Here is a 20,829-nt window from a genome sequence, read left to right as displayed (position 1 = left end):
CTCCTCTTCGTAGACTGCCAGATTATCGGATTCCGTCCTTCTCCTGTCCCCACGGGGTGGGGCCAGGCATGGCATTGTTCGGTGGACCGTCCTGCGCCGATGCACTGTCCGGGCTGGCACCATCCGGCCGTCCGCCCTGCTGCGGCACACCACCAGGCACGCCACCCGACCAACCGCCCTGCTGCGGCACACCACCAGGCACGCCACCCGACCAACCGCCCTGCGGCGGCACACCACCAGGCACACCGCCCGACCAACCACCCTGCGGCGGCACACCACCTGGCCCACCACTAGGCACACCACCCTGCGGCGGCACGCCACCTGGCCCACCACTAGGCACACCACCCTGCGGCGGCACGCCACCCGACCATCCGCCCTGGGAAGGCACACCGCCCGACCAACCACCCTGCGGAGCCACCCCACCCGGAGCACCACCCGGCCCACTACCCGGGGCCGCACCACCTGCAGGTGCCTGAGGCTTCCTGTTCAGGCGCCAAACGGCCAGGACAATCAGTGCCAGGGCGACCAACGCAAGCATGGCGAACGCGTACGAACGCAGCGCCCACATAACGCTGAGCGCTACGCCTGCCGCACCCCACCACACCATGGCCCTCTCGGCCAGCAGCAACCCGGCAACAAGAAGCACCGCGTGCCCTACCAGGACATACAGCTGCTGGGGGGCGGTCCCGCCAAAGATGGTCCCCAGGGATGTCGTCGACAACAGACCCGCGGCAATGCCGAGCCGAAGCAGGCCTTCGCTGCGCTGCCCCTTCATGTAGCGCACCCCTGCTAAAACAGCCGCAGAGAGGACGTACCACTGCACTGCCCAGAACCAGTCCGGTGCGGCGTCGCCAACGAAGAGCACAGCCCGCTGAAGGGCTGCCAGTGAGACCAGCGCCGCTACTTCACCCGTCAGCCGTTTATTGAAAGGCGTCTCAACAACAATCAACACACCGGTAGCGACCACCAGGACAAATCCCACCCAGGACGTCTGATCACGAATCATCCCAGCAGCGGCCGATGAAGCCAGCGCTGCGGCCGCTGTCGCCGCGAGGGCATTTCGCCGCAACGGCTGCAGGAGAACCGCAGCCCCGCCCAGCCACTTCATCGCGTAAAGAAGCACGGCCGTACCAACACCACCTACCAGCCAAGGTGCGTAATCGCTCCACACTCCAAGTGCAGCACCCGGGAGCAAACCGTCGACGGCGGGAACGGCACCTACCAGCACGGACGGGGCGGCACCGAGGTACATCGCCGGCAACTGCTCAACATGCGAGGCAGCGAACAGCACCGCTGCGAGGGCCAGCACCGCCAGCCCGGTCAGGGCGTTTGAGACGTCAAGGGCCAACAGGCCCCCGGTCATGACGAAAGCAAGCGATGCAATGAACCAGAACCAGCGCTCGGCAACGTGGGCTGGGGTTTGTCCGGCGCGGATGACGGCATACACAACCCGGGCAACCACAATCACGACGGCAAGCCCCAAAAGCACCACCGGCACTTGTGCCCTGTCCAGAAGTGGTTGGAACAACCATGTGCCCGCCGGGAACGCCAGGGACGGTCCGGCAGCAATCACGCCCCCTGCCATGGCTGCGGCACTGAAGTATTGGGATCCCCGGACGCCCAGGAGACGCCAAACGATCGCGGCGGAGGCTGCGGAGAGCGCCAACTGGACGATAACCACCCAACGGCCACCGCCGTCGTAGGATCCCGCGAGCAGGTACACCGCGGGCAACAGGAGCTGGGCAGCCAAAGCAGCCCAGACCGCCGACTGCTGGAAGGCAATGTCCAGGCCTCGGCTGCGTTGGATCCACGTGATTGCGTGCTGCAGCACAAGGACCACGGCCATGGTCATGGAAACCGTGGTGGTCGACTCTGAGAGATCGCCCACCAGGACGCCGATGAAAGCCAAGGACAAGACACGCAGGCCCAGCATGTAGGCGCCACGAATGTAGCGGTCCTTTTCCACTGCCACCATGAAGCCGCTGTAGGCTGCGAAGACTCCCAGGACGATCTCCACGTCCCGGACACTTCCGAAGCGCAGGGCAAGGAGCAGCACGAGGGTCACGGGCGCGAAGATCCAGGCCGCCGGGTGCCGCCTCAGGACTACGCCGCAGAGAACTGCCGCGAGAGCAGTCGCAATTGCCACCACCCCGGGTTGCCACCCCCCACGCAGGAACTGCCCTCCCGAGCCGGCGGAAACTGTCAGGATGGTCGCCGCTCCGGCCATCACCGCTACCACCACGGAGGCATCCACCATGGAAGCGTGCGGGAAGCGTCGGCGGATATTTTGCTGCAGCGGCAGGACCAGTTGCAGAGCCGCCACTCCTGCTACCACCAACGCCACAGTGGGAAGTTCGCCGGCGACGCCAACGCTCCAACCACGCCGCAGCGCCTCCAGGTAGGCCGAACCGGCCAGGACGGTACCTGCCACCCGTGCCAGCCACCAGTAGGACTGGCGGTGGAAGGAAGCGGGAATTCGGAGGGCGGTGGCGGCAAAGTACGCCACCGCTGCCAGGAGCACCACGTTTGCCAACGCCATTGAGACGGCGGCCCACGCAACCCCTCCAGCAACCATGACCGATGCCGGGGCGACGACTTCGCCGAGGGTAGGGCGCCAACTCCCGGCCGCAGCACTGTCCTGCCGTGACGGCGGAAACAACAATGCACCAGAGGCCACACCGGCAAACAACACCAGGAGCACGGCCGTGACAATGAAGGTATGACCAGCAGTACGGTCCACCAATGGCAGAACCAGCAAGCCTGCTGCAGCGAGCCCCCAGAACCCGGAGAGTGTAGCCTGCGGAGCAAGCAGTTCCACCCCCGCACGCTTCAGGCACGCACTGACCAGTTGCTGCGCAGCTGCTGCTGCAACGAGGGCAACCAAGGAAACGGCAATCCTGTCCGGACTGTCCGGGAAGATACCGGCAACTGCGATGGGCACCGCCGCCGTTGCCGCTGTTCGTGCTGCAAGGACCAGCACAGGCCTGAAGGAGACGGGATGCACGGCCGCCCCCACAGACCAATACAGGGCGGCGGATGCCAGCAATGCCGACACCGGCCACGCGCCAAGCAGGCCCATGAACGGCAGGGCCACCGTGAGGACAACTGCGGGCGCAAACTCGGTTCCGGCGCCCAGCTTCCAGCCCACCAGCATTGCCGTCACCATCGTGGCAGCGAGCGGAAGATACGTTGGCAGTTCATAGGTCCCGAGGCCCAGGACCACTGTGAGGACGGCAGCGGCGGCCAACTGCAGGCCCAAGCAGGACACGGCGTCGTTCCACCAGTGCCGCAGCTTCAGGCCCTCTCCCCCAAAAGCAACTCCCAGGGATTGAACCCCGCAGCAAATGACTGCCGCAAACAGCACCGTACTCACATCCGAAGTGGTGTCCCACACCAGTCCCAACAACGCCAACGTCAGGGCCAACCGCGCCGCGTAGACGTGCTGCAGCCTGTACCGGGCCTTCGGAATGAAGGCCATCACGGCAAAGTAGGTGCCACACATCAACATGACCAGCGGGTATTCGCCCCGGGCAAGCAGTTGCGGGGTGACCGTCACAGCCAGCGCCACCAAGGGAACCAGATAGGGATGGAGCATCATCAGCGGACGGACATAGAGCGGCGGCAACCACCTGGGTCGAACCAACGCTCCCAACGTGAGCACAATGGCGATTCCAATCAACGCCGTGAAATACCAGACCAGAGCCCCGCCGAGCACGGAAACTCCGGACCAGGCTGTCGAGACAACGAAACTGAGGGAAAGGAAGGCCAAGACCTTGTTGTCCAGCCGTACTGCTGTGTAGGCATATACGGCGGTCCCCAAAATTGAGGTCACCAGCCATGCTGCCGGACCGTTGGGCAGTACGAAGTTGTACATGGCGAGCCCTGTTACGGGGATCAGGGCCAAGCCCGTTCCAACGAACGCAATTGCGGCAGGACGCAGGCGCGGCAGTTTGGCGTGGATGATCAACCCGGCAACGTAGAACAGGGTGGTAATGAAACAGATGCCTGCGAAACGGAACAGTTCCGGCAGGCTTGTCCCGACGAACAAGGCACCGGCTGCCACCAGCAGAAGACTGGCGACGTAGAGCGTGATGTTGATGTTCTGCTGGTCACGCGTGGCTTTGCGCGCGGCATCCGCCTCCGGAGTTTCCCGCGCAATGGGAACCTGCTGGCGCACTGCCGGTTGCGGCTGTACCGTCGCGGGACGCTGCGGCACCGAGGGAGGTTGGGAACCCGACGCCGGACTGGGGACCGGGGCTGCAAAGGGCGCACCCACGTGTGCAGCTGGAAACGCGGGAGGCAGCAGGGGTGACTGATTGGACGTCGGCCTGGGGGCAGGCGCGTCGAAGGGTGCACCCACGTGTGTTGGAGGATGCAATGGTGGCGAAGGAGGCGCGGTGGGGCCGCCTGCCGGCGAAACTGTTGGCCCCGGAGGAGCAGGCGCTTGAGACCCCGGAACGGCTCCCTGCATCTTGGCTTCGGCATCGCGCCAACCCGCCATATGGCCGGCCAAGTAGCCCGCCTGATAGGCACGTTGTTCAACCATGGCTGCGGTGGCGGTGGCTTCTTTCCGCCCTCGACCCCGCCCTATGGCATTACCCACCGCCCACGACACAGCAAGGAGTATCAGTACTAGCAGGACTTCCATGGCCACTCCTTGACGTCACGGGCAGTCGACACACTCCCCGCGTTTATCCAATCGATAGAGTAACAATACCAAAAAGAACCCCACCGCCGAAACGGTGGGGTTCTTCCTGAATGACTACCGGCTGGGCCGGAAGGTCACAGATCTACAAGTAGTGACTACTTGATGATGCTGGTGACACGTCCTGAACCAACGGTGCGGCCGCCTTCGCGGATAGCGAAGCCGAGGCCCTCTTCCATAGCGATCGGCTGGATGAGCGCAACGGTCATCTCAGTGTTGTCGCCAGGCATAACCATTTCCGTGCCTTCCGGCAGGGTGATAACGCCGGTTACGTCCGTGGTACGGAAGTAGAACTGCGGGCGGTAGTTGGAGTAGAACGGGTTGTGACGTCCGCCTTCGTCCTTGGAAAGGATGTAGACGTTAGCCTCGAAGTCGGTGTGCGGGGTGATGGAACCCGGCTTGACGACAACCTGGCCACGCTCGACATCGTCGCGCTTCAGACCGCGGAGCAGGAGGCCACAGTTCTCGCCGGCCCATGCTTCGTCGAGCTGCTTGTGGAACATCTCGATACCGGTAACCGTGGTCTTCTGGATCGGGCGGATGCCGACGATCTCAACCTCGGAGTTGATGGCGAGGGTTCCACGCTCGGCGCGGCCCGTAACAACGGTGCCACGACCGGTGATCGTGAAGACGTCTTCGATCGGCATCAGGAACGGCTTGTCGCGGTCACGTACGGGGTCCGGAACGGACTCGTCGACAGCTGCCATCAGGTCCTGGACGGACTTGACCCAAACCGGGTCGCCTTCCAGAGCCTTGAGGCCGGAAACGCGAACAACCGGAGCCTCATCGCCATCGAAGCCCTGCGAGCTCAGGAGCTCACGAACTTCCATTTCGACGAGGTCGAGGAGTTCTTCGTCATCAACCATGTCGGACTTGTTCAGTGCGACCAGCAGGTAGGGAACACCAACCTGGCGGGCGAGCAGAACGTGCTCACGGGTCTGAGCCATCGGACCATCGGTTGCAGCAACCACGAGGATTGCGCCGTCCATCTGGGCAGCACCGGTGATCATGTTCTTGATGTAGTCAGCGTGACCCGGGGCGTCTACGTGTGCGTAGTGGCGCTTCTCGGTCTGGTACTCCACGTGGGAGATGTTGATGGTAATACCGCGCTGGCGCTCTTCCGGAGCAGAGTCAATCGACGCGAAGTCGCGCTGCTCGTTGAGATCCGGGTACTGGTCGTACAGCACCTTGGAAATGGCGGCAGTCAGCGTCGTCTTACCGTGGTCAACGTGACCAATGGTGCCGATGTTGACGTGCGGCTTAGTCCGCTCGAACTTTGCCTTTGCCACAGGTTCCTCCTAGAACGATTTCAAGTGAAGTGCTCCTCGGCCGCGCTTTTCGCGGCAGAAACTTTAGCAAGTCTACTTGGGGGCTTGGTTTTGGTGAAATTGCAGATTCAGGAACCAATAGTAGTTCCTCGAGCCTGTTTGCGCAGGGGCCGGGCTGCGGCTCTCGCCGCAGCCCCGCCTCACGCGCTTAGATGCCTTCCCGATTCCGGAATTGCATCCGTTACCGGGAGATTACTCGCCGCGGGTTTTCTGGATGATCTCGTCGGCTACTGCCTTCGGGACCTCCGCGTAGCTGTTGAACGTCATGGAGTACACAGCGCGACCCTGCGTCTTGGACCGGAGGTCACCGATGTAGCCGAACATGCCGGACAGCGGAACGTGTGCACGGATAACCTTCACACCTGCTGCGTCTTCCATGGACTGCATCTGGCCACGGCGGGCGTTCAGGTCACCAATAACATCACCCATGTATTCCTCAGGTGTGCGGACCTCAACATCCATCAGCGGTTCAAGCAGAACAGGGTTCGCCTTGCGTGCAGCTTCCTTGAAAGCCATACGGCCGGCGATCTTGAACGCCATTTCCGAGGAGTCAACATCGTGGGACGCGCCATCGATCAGCGTGGCCTTGATGCCGACAACCGGGTAACCGGCCAGGACGCCGTCGTTCAGTGCATCCTGGATACCGGCGTCAACGGACGGGATGTATTCACGCGGAACGCGGCCACCAGTGACCTTGTTCTCGAATGCGTACAGCTCGCCGGAGGCGGTGTCCATGGGCTCGATCGCGATCTGGATCTTTGCGAACTGACCCGAACCACCGGTCTGCTTCTTGTGCGTGTAGTCATGACGCTCGACTGCGCGCTTGATGGTTTCGCGGTAAGCAACCTGCGGCTTGCCGACGTTTGCCTCGACCTTGAATTCGCGGCGCATGCGGTCCACCAGGATGTCCAGGTGAAGCTCGCCCATGCCGGCGATGATGGTCTGGCCCGTGTCTTCGTTGAGGGAGACCTGGAAGGTCGGGTCCTCAGCGGAGAGCTTCTGGATGGCCGTGGAGAGCTTCTCCTGGTCACCCTTGGTGTTGGGCTCGATGGCAACCGAGATCACGGGCTCCGGGAAGCTCATGGACTCGAGGACGATCTGGTTGTTGGCATCACACAGGGTGTCACCCGTGGTGGTGTCCTTCAGACCGATCGCTGCGTAGATGTGGCCGGCGGTAGCGCCCTCAACGGGCATTTCCTTGTTGGCGTGCATCTGGAACAGCTTGCCGATACGTTCCTTCTTGCCCTTGGTGGAGTTAACCACCTGGGCGCCGGCCTCAACGTGACCGGAGTACACGCGGACGAAGGTCAGCTGACCGAAGAACGGGTGCGCAGCGATCTTGAAGGCGAGGGCCGAGAACGGCTCGTCAGCAGAAGGCTTACGCGTCAGTTCCTTCTCTTCGTCGCGGGGATCGTGACCGATCATCGGCGGGACGTCGAGCGGGTTCGGCAGGAAGTCAACAACGGCGTCAAGCATCGGCTGGACACCGCGGTTCTTGAAGGCAGAACCACAGAACACCGGGTAGAGCTCGGAGTTGATGGTCATCTTGCGGATGCCGGCCTTCAGTTCCTCAAGGGTGAGTTCTTCACCTTCGAGGTACTTCTCCATGAGCTCTTCGGAAGCCTCGGCCACAGTCTCAACGAGCTGTGCACGGTACTCTTCGGCCTTGGCCTGGAGGTCCGCCGGGATTTCCTGCACTTCGTAGGAAGCGCCCATGGTGACGTCACCCTTAGCGTCGCCAGGCCAAACCAGGGCGCGCATTTCGAGCAGGTCAACAACACCGATGAAGTCGTTCTCAGCGCCGATGGGCAGCTGCATGACCAGCGGCTTGGCACCAAGGCGGGAGATGATGGTGTCTACGGTGAAGTAGAAGTCAGCGCCCAGCTTGTCCATCTTGTTGACGAAGCAGATACGCGGAACGTTGTACTTGTCAGCCTGGCGCCAAACAGTCTCGGACTGCGGCTCCACGCCTTCCTTGCCGTCGAACACTGCAACTGCACCGTCGAGGACGCGCAGGGAGCGCTCAACCTCAACCGTGAAGTCAACGTGGCCCGGGGTGTCGATGATGTTGATCTGGTTCTTGTCCCAGAAGCAAGTCACGGCGGCAGACGTGATGGTGATGCCGCGTTCCTTTTCCTGTTCCATCCAGTCGGTCGTCGAAGCGCCGTCGTGCGTCTCGCCGATCTTGTGGTTCACACCCGTGTAGAACAGGATGCGCTCGGTAGTGGTGGTCTTGCCGGCATCGATGTGGGCCATGATGCCGATATTGCGGACCTTATTAAGGTCGGTAAGCACGTCCTGTGCCACGGGGTCTCCCTTTCGGATGGACTACACGTTCGCCGCCGGCTCAGTGAGCCGGCGGCGTCCGGAAAGTTTTTACCAGCGGTAGTGTGCGAAGGCCTTGTTGGACTCGGCCATCTTGTGGGTGTCTTCGCGACGCTTCACAGCGGCACCAAGACCATTGGAGGCATCCAGGATTTCGTTCTGGAGACGCTCGGTCATGGTCTTCTCGCGGCGGGCCTTGGAGTAGCCCACGAGCCAACGCAGAGCGAGAGCGGTGGAGCGACCCGGCTTGACCTCAACCGGAACCTGGTAGGTAGCGCCACCAACACGGCGTGAACGCACCTCGAGGGAAGGCTTGACGTTGTCCATGGCCTTCTTGAGAGCGGCAACGGGGTCGCCGCCGGACTTGGCACGTGCACCTTCGAGTGCGCCGTAAACGATGCGCTCTGCGGTGGACTTCTTGCCGTCGACAAGAACCTTGTTGATCAGCTGAGTGACCAACGGGGAGCCGTAAACGGGATCGGAAACTAGCGGCCGCTTCGGGGCCGGACCCTTGCGAGGCATATTACTTCTTCTCCATCTTTGCGCCGTAACGGCTGCGGGCCTGCTTGCGGTTCTTGACACCCTGGGTGTCGAGTGCGCCGCGGACGATCTTGTAGCGGACACCCGGAAGGTCCTTCACACGACCACCACGGACGAGCACGATGGAGTGCTCCTGGAGGTTGTGGCCAACACCGGGGATGTAAGCGGTTACTTCCACGCCACCGTTGAGACGCACACGTGCCACCTTACGGAGAGCCGAGTTCGGCTTCTTGGGGGTGGTGGTGTAAACGCGGGTGCAAACACCGCGGCGCATCGGGCTGCCCTTCAGCGCGGGAGCCTTGGTCTTGGAGACCTTCGGCGTGCGGCCCTTGCGGACCAGCTGGTTAATCGTAGGCACTTTCGTGTTCTCCGTTGTTTGATCTCTGCCCCCACACACAGGCGCCAGCCTGGGTAAACGTGGGAACTTTGGCGTTGCTCGTGCAGCCGGCCGAAACTCCGGTAGGCGTGCAAAAGTGCGGCATTCGTTGCGCATGTTGCCCGCAACCCGGAAACAGGCTCCACCCAGCACCATGAGAACAAAACCAAAATGATGCTGCGGCGGCCTTCATCCACTGCCACACAGAACAATTACCAAAAGTCTAGCACGGCTTGATCTGAGGCCTTAATCGGGTGTATGGAGGCCGACGGCGGAAGCGGGCTGCCGCCGTCGTCTTCCACTCCCCCGGGTCAACGCGCGAAAGGCGCACGCGTTAACGGGCCGGACCCCGCACTCAAGAGTGCGGGGTCCGGCCTTTACAGCGTCAACTTACCGGTTTAGCGGAAGTCGTTGCCGAGATCGTAGTCATCCAGCGGGATGGCGTGGAACTCGGGAGCACCGTCGCCACCCAGGGCGTCATAGGAGAAGTCGGTGAAAGCGCTGGGGCCCGTGAACAGGCTTGCCTTTGCTTCTTCCGTCGGCTCCACAGTGACCTCTGTGTAGCGGGGCAGGCCCGTACCAGCCGGGATGAGCTTACCGATGATGACGTTTTCCTTCAGGCCGAGCAGGGGATCGCTCTTGCCTTCCATGGCCGCCTGCGTCAGGACGCGGGTGGTCTCCTGGAAGGAAGCTGCCGACAGCCAGGACTCGGTAGCCAAGGAAGCCTTGGTGATACCCATGAGTTCCGGACGACCCGAAGCCGGGGACTTGCCCTCGGACACGACGCGGCGGTTCTCGTCCTCGAAGCGGGCGCGCTCTGCAAGCTCACCGGGGAGCAGGTCGGAGTCGCCGGATTCGATGACGGTCACGCGGCGCAGCATCTGGCGGACGATAACCTCGACGTGCTTGTCGTGGATACCAATACCCTGGCTGCGGTAAACGCCCTGGACTTCGTCCACAAGGAACTTCTGTGCAGCACGCGGACCCATGATGCGCAGAACCTGCTTCGGGTCCACCGGACCGTTGATCAGCTTCTGGCCGACGCTGACGTGATCGCCATCTTCGATGAGGAGACGTGAACGGCGCAGTACCGGGTAGGCAATCTCTTCGGAACCATCGTCCGGAGTGATGACCAGGCGCATCTGGCGCTCGGACTCTTCGATGGTGATGCGGCCGGCTGCTTCAGCAATCGGTGCGACACCCTTCGGAGTACGGGCTTCGAAGAGCTCCTGGATACGGGGCAGACCCTGGGTGATGTCGTCGCCACCACCGGCGGAAACAGCACCACCGGTGTGGAACGTACGCATGGTCAGCTGCGTACCGGGCTCACCGATGGACTGTGCGGCAATAATGCCCACGGCCTCGCCGATGTCCACGGTCTTGCCGGTGGCCAGCGAACGGCCGTAGCAGAGCGCGCAGGTGCCGACCTTGGACTCACAGGTGAGTACGGAGCGGACCTTGACCTCGGTGATGCCTGCAGCCAGCAGCTGGTCGATAACGACGTCGCCGCAGTCGGTGCCGCCGGCAGCCAGGACGTTGCCCTGGGCATCGACGACGTCGACAGCCAGCGTACGTGCGTAGGCGCTGTTCTCGACGTTCTCGTCCAGGACGAGCTCACCGTTGGAATCCGGCACGGCGATCGGCGTGAGCAGACCGCGCTCGGTACCGCAGTCCTCTTCGCGGACGATGACGTCCTGCGAAACGTCCACCAGACGACGGGTCAGGTAACCCGAGTTGGCGGTACGGAGAGCGGTATCGGCCAGACCCTTACGGGCACCGTGCGTGGCGATGAAGTATTCCAGCACCGACAGGCCCTCGCGGTAGGAGGACTTGATCGGGCGCGGAATGATCTCGCCCTTCGGGTTGGCCACAAGACCACGGATACCCGCGATCTGGCGGACCTGCATCCAGTTACCACGTGCACCGGAGGAGACCATGCGGTTGATGGTGTTCATCGGGGACAGGCTGTCACGCATCGCCTGGGCGATCTCGTTGGTTGCCTTGTTCCAGATTTCGATCAGTTCCTGGCGACGCTCGTCGTCGTCGATCAGGCCCTTGTCGTACTGGCCCTGGATCTTGGCAGCCATGGCTTCGTAACCGGCCAGGATGGCAGGCTTGGAAGTAGGCACCTCGATGTCGGAGATGGCAACCGTGACACCCGAACGGGTGGCCCAGTAGAAGCCTGCGTCCTTGAGGTTGTCCAGCGTTGCCGCCGTAACAACCTTCGGGTAGCGCTCGGCGAGGTCGTTGACGATCCGGGACAGTTCTCCCTTGTCGGCAACAGCCTCTACCCAGGGGTAATCCTCAGGCAGTGTCTGGTTGAAGATGACCTGTCCCAGGGAGGTCTCAACGAGAGCCGGCTGACCGGGCTCCCAACCTTCCGGAGCTTCCCATCCTGCGTAAGGCACGAAGTCATCCAAACGGATCTTGACCTGGGAGTTCAGGTGCAGATCGCGGGCGTCGTAAGCCATGATGGCTTCCGAAACCGAGGAGAAGATACGGCCTTCGCCGGCAGAACCGACGCGCTTGGTGGTCAGGTGGTACAGGCCGATGATCATATCCTGCGAAGGCAGGGTCACCGGACGGCCATCGGACGGCTTCAGGATGTTGTTCGAGGACAGCATCAGGATGCGTGCTTCGGCCTGGGCCTCCGGGCTCAGCGGCAGGTGGACTGCCATCTGGTCGCCGTCGAAGTCAGCGTTGAAGGCGCCACAAACCAGCGGGTGAAGCTGGATTGCCTTGCCTTCCACAAGCTGCGGTTCGAAGGCCTGGATGCCGAGGCGGTGCAGGGTAGGTGCACGGTTGAGCAGCACCGGGTGTTCGGTGATGATCTCTTCCAGAACGTCCCAGACCTGCGGACGGTAACGCTCGACCATGCGCTTTGCCGACTTGATGTTCTGTGCGTGGTTGAGGTCAACCAGGCGCTTCATCACGAACGGCTTGAAGAGCTCCAGGGCCATCTGCTTGGGCAGACCACACTGGTGCAGCTTCAGCTGCGGGCCAACCACGATGACCGAACGGCCGGAGTAGTCAACGCGCTTGCCGAGGAGGTTCTGGCGGAAACGACCCTGCTTGCCCTTGAGCATGTCGCTCAGGGACTTCAGGGGACGGTTGCCAGGACCGGTGACGGGACGGCCACGACGACCGTTGTCGAAGAGGCTGTCAACAGCTTCCTGAAGCATGCGCTTCTCGTTGTTGACGATGATCTCCGGAGCACCGAGGTCAAGCAGACGCTTGAGTCGGTTGTTGCGGTTGATCACACGGCGGTAGAGGTCGTTGAGGTCGGAGGTCGCGAAGCGGCCACCGTCAAGCTGGACCATCGGGCGCAGTTCCGGCGGGATCACCGGAACGGCGTCAAGAACCATGCCGAGCGGGCTGTTGTTGGTGGTCAGGAACGCGTTGACAACCTTCAGGCGCTTCAGGGCACGCGTCTTACGCTGGCCCTTGCCGTTCTGGATGGTGTCGCGCAACGACTCAGCCTCAGCCTGCATGTCGAAGGTCTCAAGACGCTTCTTGATGGCTTCGGCACCCATGGAGCCTTCGAAGTACAGACCGTAGCGGTCGCGCAGTTCGCGGTAGAGGCCTTCATCACCTTCAAGGTCAGCGACCTTGAGGTTCTTGAAGCGGTCCCAGACCTGCTCGAGGCGCTCGATGTCGGCGTCGGCACGCTTGCGGACGTTCGCCATCTGGCGGTCAGCAGAGTCGCGGGCCTTCTTCTTGTCGGCAGCCTTGGCGCCTTCGCCTTCGAGACGGGCAAGCTCGTCTTCAAGATCGCGGGCGATTGTGGCGATGTCGCTGTCGCGGTTGTCCACCATCTGCTTCTTCTCGAGGTCGTGCTCGACCTGGAGGTTCGGCAGTTCGGCGTGACGGGATTCGGTGTCAACGCTGGTGATCATGTAGGCAGCAAAGTAGATGACCTTTTCAAGGTCCTTCGGTGCCAGGTCCAAAAGGTAGCCCAAGCGCGAGGGAACGCCCTTGAAGTACCAGATGTGGGTTACAGGCGCAGCCAGTTCAATGTGGCCCATGCGCTCACGGCGCACCTTGGCGCGGGTGACTTCAACGCCACAACGCTCGCAAATGATGCCCTTGAAGCGGACGCGCTTGTACTTGCCGCAGTAGCATTCCCAGTCGCGGGACGGGCCGAAGATCTTCTCGCAGAAGAGGCCGTCCTTCTCGGGCTTGAGCGTGCGGTAGTTGATGGTTTCCGGCTTCTTGACCTCACCGTAAGACCATCCGCGGATGTCTTCCGCGGTGGCGAGGCCGATCTGCATGAGGCCGAAGGAGGATTCGCTGGACATATGGTCCCTGTTCTCTCTTGTTCTCTAAATTCTGAAGTCTTGGTTACGGGAAGAGGGAGTTGTTCCGACGGACAGTGGTTGAGGCTGCCCGCCGGAACAGCTGCTAGACCTCTTCTACGGAACTGGGCTCTGCACGAGACAGATCGATGCCCAGTTCTTCCGCAGCCGTGAAGACTGCGTCATCAGAGTCACGCATTTCGATCGTGGTTCCGTCGGTGGAAAGAACTTCCACGTTCAGGCACAACGACTGCATTTCCTTGATCAAGACCTTGAAGGACTCGGGAACGCCAGGCTCAGGGATGTTCTCGCCCTTGACGATGGCTTCGTAGACCTTCACACGACCATGGATGTCATCAGACTTGATCGTGAGGAGTTCCTGAAGCGTGTAGGCGGCACCGTAAGCTTCGAGCGCCCACACTTCCATTTCACCGAAGCGCTGGCCACCGAACTGGGCCTTACCACCCAGCGGCTGCTGGGTGATCATGGAGTACGGGCCGGTGGAGCGCGCGTGGATCTTGTCGTCCACCAAGTGGTGGAGCTTCAGGATGTACATGTAACCGACGGAGATCGGGTCCGGGAACGGCTCGCCGGAGCGGCCGTCGAACAGACGGGTCTTGCCGGAGGAATCGATCAGGCGGTCGCCGTCGCGGGTCACGTTGGTGGAGTCAAGCAGGCCAGTGATTTCTTCTTCACGGGCGCCATCGAACACCGGGGTGGCAACGGTGGTCTGGCCGGTTTCACGGGGCAGGTTGGGCAGGTTCTTGACCCACTCAGGCTCGCCTTCGATCTTCCAACCGGTCTTGGCAACCCAACCGAGGTGGGTTTCCAGGACCTGTCCAACGTTCATTCGACCCGGAACACCAAGCGGGTTCAGGACGATGTCCACCGGGGTACCGTCTGCAAGGAAGGGCATGTCCTCGATCGGGAGGATCTTGGAGATAACACCCTTGTTGCCGTGACGGCCGGCGAGCTTGTCGCCGTCGGTGATCTTACGCTTGGCTGCAACGTAGACGCGGACCAGCTGGTTCACGCCCGGGGGCAGTTCGTCGTCGTTGTCGCGGTCGAAGACGCGCACGCCGATGACCGTACCGGACTCGCCGTGGGGCACCTTCAGTGAGGTGTCGCGGACTTCGCGGGACTTCTCACCGAAGATGGCGCGCAGGAGGCGCTCTTCCGGGGTCAGTTCGGTTTCACCCTTAGGGGTGACCTTTCCGACCAGGATGTCGCCGGCTTCAACCTCGGCACCGATGTGGATGATGCCGCGCTCGTCCAGGCCTGCAAGGACTTCCTCGGACACGTTGGGGATGTCACGGGTGATTTCCTCGGCACCAAGCTTGGTGTCGCGGGCATCAATTTCGTGCTCCTCGATGTGGATGGAGGAAAGAACGTCCTCAGCAACAATGCGCTGCGACAGGATGATGGCGTCCTCGAAGTTGTGGCCTTCCCATGACATGAATGCCACGAGGAGGTTCTTACCGAGGGCCAGTTCACCCTGGTCCGTTGCGGGACCGTCAGCGATGATGCCGCCAACTTCCAGGCGCTGGCCTTCGTTGACCAGTACGCGGTGGTTGTAGCAGTTGCCTTGGTTGGAACGGGCGAACTTGTTGATGCGGTAGTTGGTCTCGGTGCCGTCGTCGTTGATCATGACAACCAGCTCGGCGGAAACCTCGGTGACCACACCTGCCTTCTTCGCGATGACAACGTCACCGGCGTCGACGGCTGCTGCGCGCTCCATGCCGGTGCCCACGAAAGGAGCCTCGGAACGGACCAGCGGCACGGCCTGGCGCTGCATGTTGGCACCCATGAGTGCGCGGTTTGCATCGTCATGCTCGAGGAACGGGATCAGGGCGGTTGCCACGGACACCATCTGGCGCGGGGAAACGTCCATGAACTGGACTTCGCCGGCCGGAACCAGAACCGGCTCGCCTCCACCACCGCGGGCACGGACAAGGACGGTCTCTTCGGAGAACTTCTTGTCAGCATCCAGCGGAGCGTTGGCCTGTGCGATCAGGACCTCAGCTTCGTCGTCGGCGGTCAGGTACTGGACCTCGTCGGAAACGACGCCTTCGGAAACCAGGCGGTACGGCGTCTCGATGAAGCCGAACGGGTTGATGCGGCCGTAGGAGGCCAGCGAACCGATCAGACCAATGTTCGGGCCTTCAGGAGTTTCGATGGGGCACATACGTCCGTAGTGGGACGGGTGAACGTCTCGAACTTCCATGCCTGCACGGTCGCGGGACAGACCACCCGGGCCAAGTGCCGACAGGCGGCGCTTGTGGGTCAAACCCGAGAGCGGGTTGTTCTGGTCCATGAACTGCGACAGCTGGGAGGTTCCGAAGAACTCCTTGATGGCTGCAACAACGGGACGGATGTTGATCAGCGTCTGCGGCGTGATGGCCTCTACGTCCTGCGTGGTCATGCGTTCGCGGACGACGCGTTCCATGCGGGAAAGACCGGTGCGGACCTGGTTCTCGATCAGTTCGCCCACGGCGCGGATGCGACGGTTGCCGAAGTGGTCGATGTCGTCGACGTCAACACGGAGCTCGTGGTCTTCGCCATCGCGCTTGCCCATGAGGGACTTCTCGCCGGCGTGAAGCGCAACGAGGTACTTGATCATGGCGACGATGTCTTCAACGTGCAGGACCGACGCTTCCTTGTCACCAAGGGAGCGGTCAATGCCGAGCTTGCGGTTGATCTTGTAACGGCCAACCTTGGCCAGATCGTAGCGCTTGGCGTTGAAGTACAGGTTGTCCAGCAGCGACTGGGCAGCCTCGACTGTGGGCGGCTCGCCCGGACGCAGCTTGCGGTAGATGTCCAGAAGCGCGTCTTCGCGGGTCTCGGTGGCGTCCTTCTCCAGCGTTGCACGCATGGAGTCGTACTGGCCGAACTCTTCCAGGATCTGGCCTTCGGTCCAGCCGAGGGCCTTCAGGAGAACCGTGACCGACTGCTTGCGCTTGCGGTCGAGGCGAACGCCGACCTGGTCGCGCTTGTCGATTTCGAGTTCGAACCATGCACCACGGGACGGGATGATCTTCGCAGTGAAGATGTCCTTGTCACTGGTCTTGTCAGCAGTGCGCTCGAAGTAGGCGCCCGGCGAACGGACCAACTGGGAGACAACAACACGTTCGGTGCCGTTGACGACGAACGTTCCCTTTTCAGTCATGAGGGGGAAGTCGCCCATGAACACGGTCTGCTGCTTGATTTCGCCCGTGTTGTTGTTCATGAACTCGGCCTTGACATACAGCGGTGCCGAGTAAGTGGCGTCACGGTCTTTGCATTCGGCCATGGTGTACTTCGGGTCAGCGAACTCCGGCTCGGAGAAGCTCAGGGACATGGTGCCCTGGAAGTCCTCGATGGGGGAGATCTCTTCGAAGATGTCGGCAAGTCCGGAGGTGGTGGCGACGCTGAGGTCGCCCTCCTCGACAGCCTTCGCTACCCGCGCCTGCCAGCGTTCGTTTCCGACGAGCCAGTCAAAGCTGTCCGTCTGCAGGGCGAGAAGATTCGGAACGTCAAGCGGTTCGTGAATCTTTGCGAATGAGAGGCGGCGGGTGGCACCATCGGTGCTTGCCGTGTTAGCGGTTTCGTTATTAGAGGTGCTCGAGGCGACCAAGAGGGATCCTTCCACAGACCTTCAGGCGTTTTCAGATCTCCCCCGTTTGCATCCCGCAGAGTGCTCCGCAGGATACTTATTCCGGTTCCGCTATATGACCCGGACCCAGTCCACTCATTGGCTATGCACGTTAAGGAACGGCACGTCAATGGCGCAGCTGAGAGGTAAAGCCCACCGCTATATGAAGGCTGAAGGTTAACAGGGAAGACGCAAATATCTACAATACGGCAAAGCAGCCTTCCTGTCTACCCCAGATCGTCCGTGATTGCAAGCACCGTTGCTGCAGGCACCTAAGCCGGCTGACTCTGCAGCGTCGGCAGGCAGTCCAACTGTCAGTACAGGAGGCAGTCCCGTCCCGACGACGCATCCCTCACCGTTCCCGCCTGCCGGCCACGGAATGCAGCAGCGGGCACAGCCGTTGAAAGGGTAGGCTGGCGCACGCCCCGCGATAGCCTTGCAACACCACTCCCGGATCGGAAGAGAGACCATGACCAACTCCGCTGACGACAATGACGTTGTCATCCTTGCCGCTGCCCGCACCCCACAGGGCCGGCTCAACGGGCAACTGGCGGGATTCACCGCCGTCGACCTTGGCGCGCATGCCATCACCGCGGCCCTCGCGGCCAGCGGCGTGAAAGCAGAACAAGTGGACGCCGTGATCATGGGGCAGGTCCTCCAGGCAGGAGCCGGCCAGAACCCGGCCCGCCAGAGCGCCATTGCCGCGGGGGTGGGCTGGAACATCCCCGCAGTAACCATCAATAAGGTGTGCCTCTCGGGGCTCACTGCAGTCATCGATGCCGCACGAATGATCCGCAGCGGAGATGCCACAGTGGTGGTTGCAGGCGGTCAGGAATCAATGACCCGCGCGCCCCACCTCCTGCCGGGTTCCCGCCAAGGCTGGACATACGGTGCCGTCCAGGCCTTGGATGTTGCCGCGCACGACGGCCTCACGGACGCTTTCGACGGGCAGTCGATGGGGTTGTCCACGGAAACCAAGAACGTGACACTTGGCATTGACCGCAAATCCCAGGACGAAGTGACCGCTGCCTCCCACCAGCGTGCCGCTGCCGCAATCGCCGACGGAACGTTCGACGTCGAAATTGCTCCGGTGAGCGTCAAGCAGCGCAAGGGTGATCCACTGGTACTCAGCACCGACGAAGGCGTCCGGCCCAACACCACGCTGGAGACCCTGGCCCCGCTCAAGGCCGCATTCGCTACGGACGGCACCATCACGGCCGGCAACTCCTCTCCCCTGTCCGACGGAGCCTCCGCGCTGGTTCTGACCAGCCGACGCTTCGCCGAGGACAACGGCCTGGACTACCTGGCTGTGGTCGGCAAGCCCGGCCAGGTTGCCGGGCCGGACAACTCGCTGCACTCCCAGCCATCCAATGCCATTGCCCAGGCACTGAAAAGGGCCGGCTGGGAAGCGGAAGACCTTGACTTTATTGAAATCAATGAAGCTTTCGGCTCTGTGGCAGTCCAGTCCCTCAAGGACCTGCGCTACCCGCTGGAGAAGTGCAACATCCATGGCGGCGCCATCGCATTGGGCCACCCCATTGGAGCATCCGGAGCGCGGCTCGCGTTGCATGCCGCCCACGAACTCAAGCGCAGGGGAACAGGCAAGGCCGCTGTTTCGCTGTGCGGCGGTGGCGGCCAAGGTGAAGCCCTGCTCCTGTACCGCGACTGACGATCGAACCGGGGCTGAGTCCCAAACCGCAGACGAGGAGAAACGACGTGAATGATCCTGTGACGGACGGGGCCGAACGGTTCCTGTCCGATGCTGCCGCCCGCGGACTGGACGTGGACGTCGTCGAGCGTCCAGCAGCCCGCAGCCTGGAAGAAGCCGCCGGGATCCTGGGCATCAGCCCGGCAGACATCGTGAAGTCGCTGGTGGTCAAGCACCGCGATGGCAGCTTCCTGTTCGCCCTGGTTCCAGGGGACCGCCAGATCTCCTGGCCGAAGCTGCGTGTACTGGTGGGGGTCAACAAGCTCTCACTCCCCCATGCTGACGTTGCGCTGGCCGCTACCGGCTATGAACGGGGAACCATCACACCGCTCGGCAGCACGACGCCGTGGCCCGTGTACGCGGACGCCAGTATCACGGGCCGGCGCATCTCCATGGGAGCCGGCGCCCACGGACGCAGTGCCTTCGTGGATGCAGACGCACTCACAGCCGCGCTCGGCGCGGTGGTGGCGGACATCAGCGAACCCCTCCAATAGCCACGCGGGGTCACTTATGGCCCCCTCAAGGGGGGTTTATCGGGTAATAAGTGACCCTGCGTTGCAGTTAAAAGCAGGAAGCCCCGCCTTCTCCTTCGCAGGAGAGGACGGGGCGTCCACAAGCAGGAACGAGTTACTTGAGGGTAACCGTTGCACCGGCTTCTTCGAGCTGAGCCTTTGCCTTCTCGGCAGCTTCCTTGGTGGCGCCTTCGAGAACAGCCTTCGGTGCGCTGTCAACCAGGTCCTTGGCTTCCTTGAGGCCGAGGGAGGTGATGGCGCGAACTTCCTTGATCACTGCGATCTTCTTGTCGCCAGCAGCTTCGAGAACGACGTCGAATTCGGTCTTCTCTTCAGCAGCTTCAGCAGCTCCGCCAGCGGCGGGGCCGGCAACTGCAACAGCAGCAGCCGTAACTTCGAAGGTCTCTTCGAAGAGCTTGACGAACTCGGAGAGCTCGATGATGGTCAGTTCCTTGAAAGCTTCAATGAGCTCTTCGTTGCTGAGCTTCGCCATGGTGGCGTCCTTCCATTAGTTGGTACAGGCGCGGACCAGGCCGCTCCGTGCACCGGAGTTTGATTGGGGGGAGAACTTAGTTCTCTTCGGTTGCAGCTTCAGCGGCTTCGGCCGGAGCCGCAACCTCTTCAGCAGCAGCCTCAACAGCAGCCTCTTCAGCCGGAGCTTCTTCAGCGGCCGGTGCAGATGCGCCGCCCTCTTCTTCAAGCTTGAGGCGCAGGGCGTCGATGATGCGTGCAGCAGCGGATGCGGGAGCCTTGAGGACACCAGCAACGCGGGCAAGCTGCAGTTCGCGGGACTCGAGGGCTGCCAGTGCGGCAACTCCTGCTGCGTCCAATGCCTTGCCTTCGAAGACGCCGGTCTTGATAACCAGCTGCTTGTTGGCCTTGGCAAAGTCCGTCAGGCTCTTGGCAGCAGCAACAGCGTCACCCTTGATGAAGGCGATTGCAGTAGGGCCGGCGAGCTGATCGTTGAATGCATCAACACCAGCTTCCTTGGCTGCAATTGCACTCAGGGTGTTCTTGACGACCGAGAACTTGGTGTCCTGGCCGAGCGCAACACGCAGTTCCTTGAGCTGTGCAACAGTGAGCCCGCGGTATTCGGTCAGGACAGCCGCGTTCGATTCCTTGAAATCGTTGGTGATCTCCGCAACAGCGGAAACCTTGCTAGGCGTTGTCATAACCCTCCTTCCGGGGAATAAAGCCGGTCTTCCGGGTCCCCGCTCACGAGAGCTAAAACTAAAAACGCCCCGCGCAGATGCACGGGGCTTGGCTCAACACAGACTGAATCCGTGGAGACTTGCTTCGTTCACCTGCGCCGGCCGCCCTATGTTCAGGGTCCTTCGTCAAGGAATTCACTGTGGTCCCTCGGGCGCAACTGCAGAATTGAGCTGTGCCCGAAAGAGTGGATTCCCATC

General features: G+C 62.0%; 11 protein-coding genes. 2 read left to right on the top strand and 9 right to left on the bottom strand.

Going from position 1 to position 20,829, the window contains the following annotated elements; all coding sequences use genetic code 11:
* Positions 1-22: 22 nt before the first annotated feature.
* The 7 genes from AC6JA3_RS06505 to rpoB all read right to left on the bottom strand — a co-directional run bounded on the left by AC6JA3_RS06505 (position 23) and on the right by rpoB (position 17,182).
* Positions 23-4,216, bottom strand: a complete 4,194-nt coding sequence (locus tag AC6JA3_RS06505; RefSeq protein ID WP_497920010.1) for a hypothetical protein — start codon at positions 4,214-4,216, stop codon at positions 23-25.
* 587 nt (positions 4,217-4,803) lie between these two features.
* Positions 4,804-5,994, bottom strand: a complete 1,191-nt coding sequence (gene tuf, locus AC6JA3_RS06500) for an elongation factor Tu (protein ID WP_011775598.1) — start codon at positions 5,992-5,994, stop codon at positions 4,804-4,806.
* Positions 5,995-6,225: 231 nt separating this feature from the next.
* The gene (fusA, locus tag AC6JA3_RS06495; RefSeq protein WP_026539805.1) at positions 6,226-8,340 is read right to left on the bottom strand and encodes an elongation factor G; all 2,115 of its coding nucleotides are present in this window, start codon (positions 8,338-8,340) and stop codon (positions 6,226-6,228) included.
* A gap of 69 nt (positions 8,341-8,409) precedes the next feature.
* The gene (gene rpsG / locus AC6JA3_RS06490) at positions 8,410-8,880 is read right to left on the bottom strand and encodes a 30S ribosomal protein S7 (RefSeq protein WP_003803829.1); all 471 of its coding nucleotides are present in this window, start codon (positions 8,878-8,880) and stop codon (positions 8,410-8,412) included.
* A gap of 1 nt (position 8,881) precedes the next feature.
* Positions 8,882-9,256 carry a 30S ribosomal protein S12 gene (rpsL, locus tag AC6JA3_RS06485; protein ID WP_009358312.1) on the bottom strand — a complete coding sequence of 125 codons (375 nt, stop codon included), beginning with the start codon at positions 9,254-9,256 and terminating at the stop codon, positions 8,882-8,884.
* A 416-nt stretch (positions 9,257-9,672) separates the two neighbouring features.
* The gene (locus AC6JA3_RS06480; protein ID WP_026539804.1) at positions 9,673-13,572 is read right to left on the bottom strand and encodes a DNA-directed RNA polymerase subunit beta'; all 3,900 of its coding nucleotides are present in this window, start codon (positions 13,570-13,572) and stop codon (positions 9,673-9,675) included.
* Positions 13,573-13,675: 103 nt separating this feature from the next.
* Positions 13,676-17,182 carry a DNA-directed RNA polymerase subunit beta gene (gene rpoB, locus AC6JA3_RS06475; protein WP_026539803.1) on the bottom strand — a complete coding sequence of 1,169 codons (3,507 nt, stop codon included), beginning with the start codon at positions 17,180-17,182 and terminating at the stop codon, positions 13,676-13,678.
* A gap of 487 nt (positions 17,183-17,669) precedes the next feature.
* Here rpoB and AC6JA3_RS06470 point away from each other — a divergent pair, with 487 nt between their 5' ends.
* Together AC6JA3_RS06470 and AC6JA3_RS06465 are read left to right on the top strand one after the other, a co-directional pair.
* On the top strand, positions 17,670-18,869 hold the full coding sequence (locus AC6JA3_RS06470) for an acetyl-CoA C-acetyltransferase (protein ID WP_497920009.1): 1,200 nt from the start codon (positions 17,670-17,672) through the stop codon (positions 18,867-18,869).
* Positions 18,870-18,916: 47 nt separating this feature from the next.
* On the top strand, positions 18,917-19,402 hold the full coding sequence (locus AC6JA3_RS06465) for an aminoacyl-tRNA deacylase (RefSeq protein ID WP_497920008.1): 486 nt from the start codon (positions 18,917-18,919) through the stop codon (positions 19,400-19,402).
* Between the two features lie 133 nt (positions 19,403-19,535).
* Here AC6JA3_RS06465 and rplL read toward each other — a convergent pair whose 3' ends face one another.
* Positions 19,536-19,913, bottom strand: coding sequence for a 50S ribosomal protein L7/L12 (gene rplL, locus AC6JA3_RS06460; RefSeq protein WP_011775604.1), 378 nt, complete (start codon positions 19,911-19,913; stop codon positions 19,536-19,538).
* 76 nt (positions 19,914-19,989) lie between these two features.
* Positions 19,990-20,592, bottom strand: a complete 603-nt coding sequence (rplJ, locus tag AC6JA3_RS06455; protein WP_026539800.1) for a 50S ribosomal protein L10 — start codon at positions 20,590-20,592, stop codon at positions 19,990-19,992.
* Positions 20,593-20,829 lie beyond the last annotated feature (237 nt).

Source organism: Arthrobacter sp. TmtSoilC79, assembly GCF_059739405.1.
Note: the sequence above shows the minus strand (reverse complement) of the source record. Positions and strands in the feature narration are given on the sequence as shown.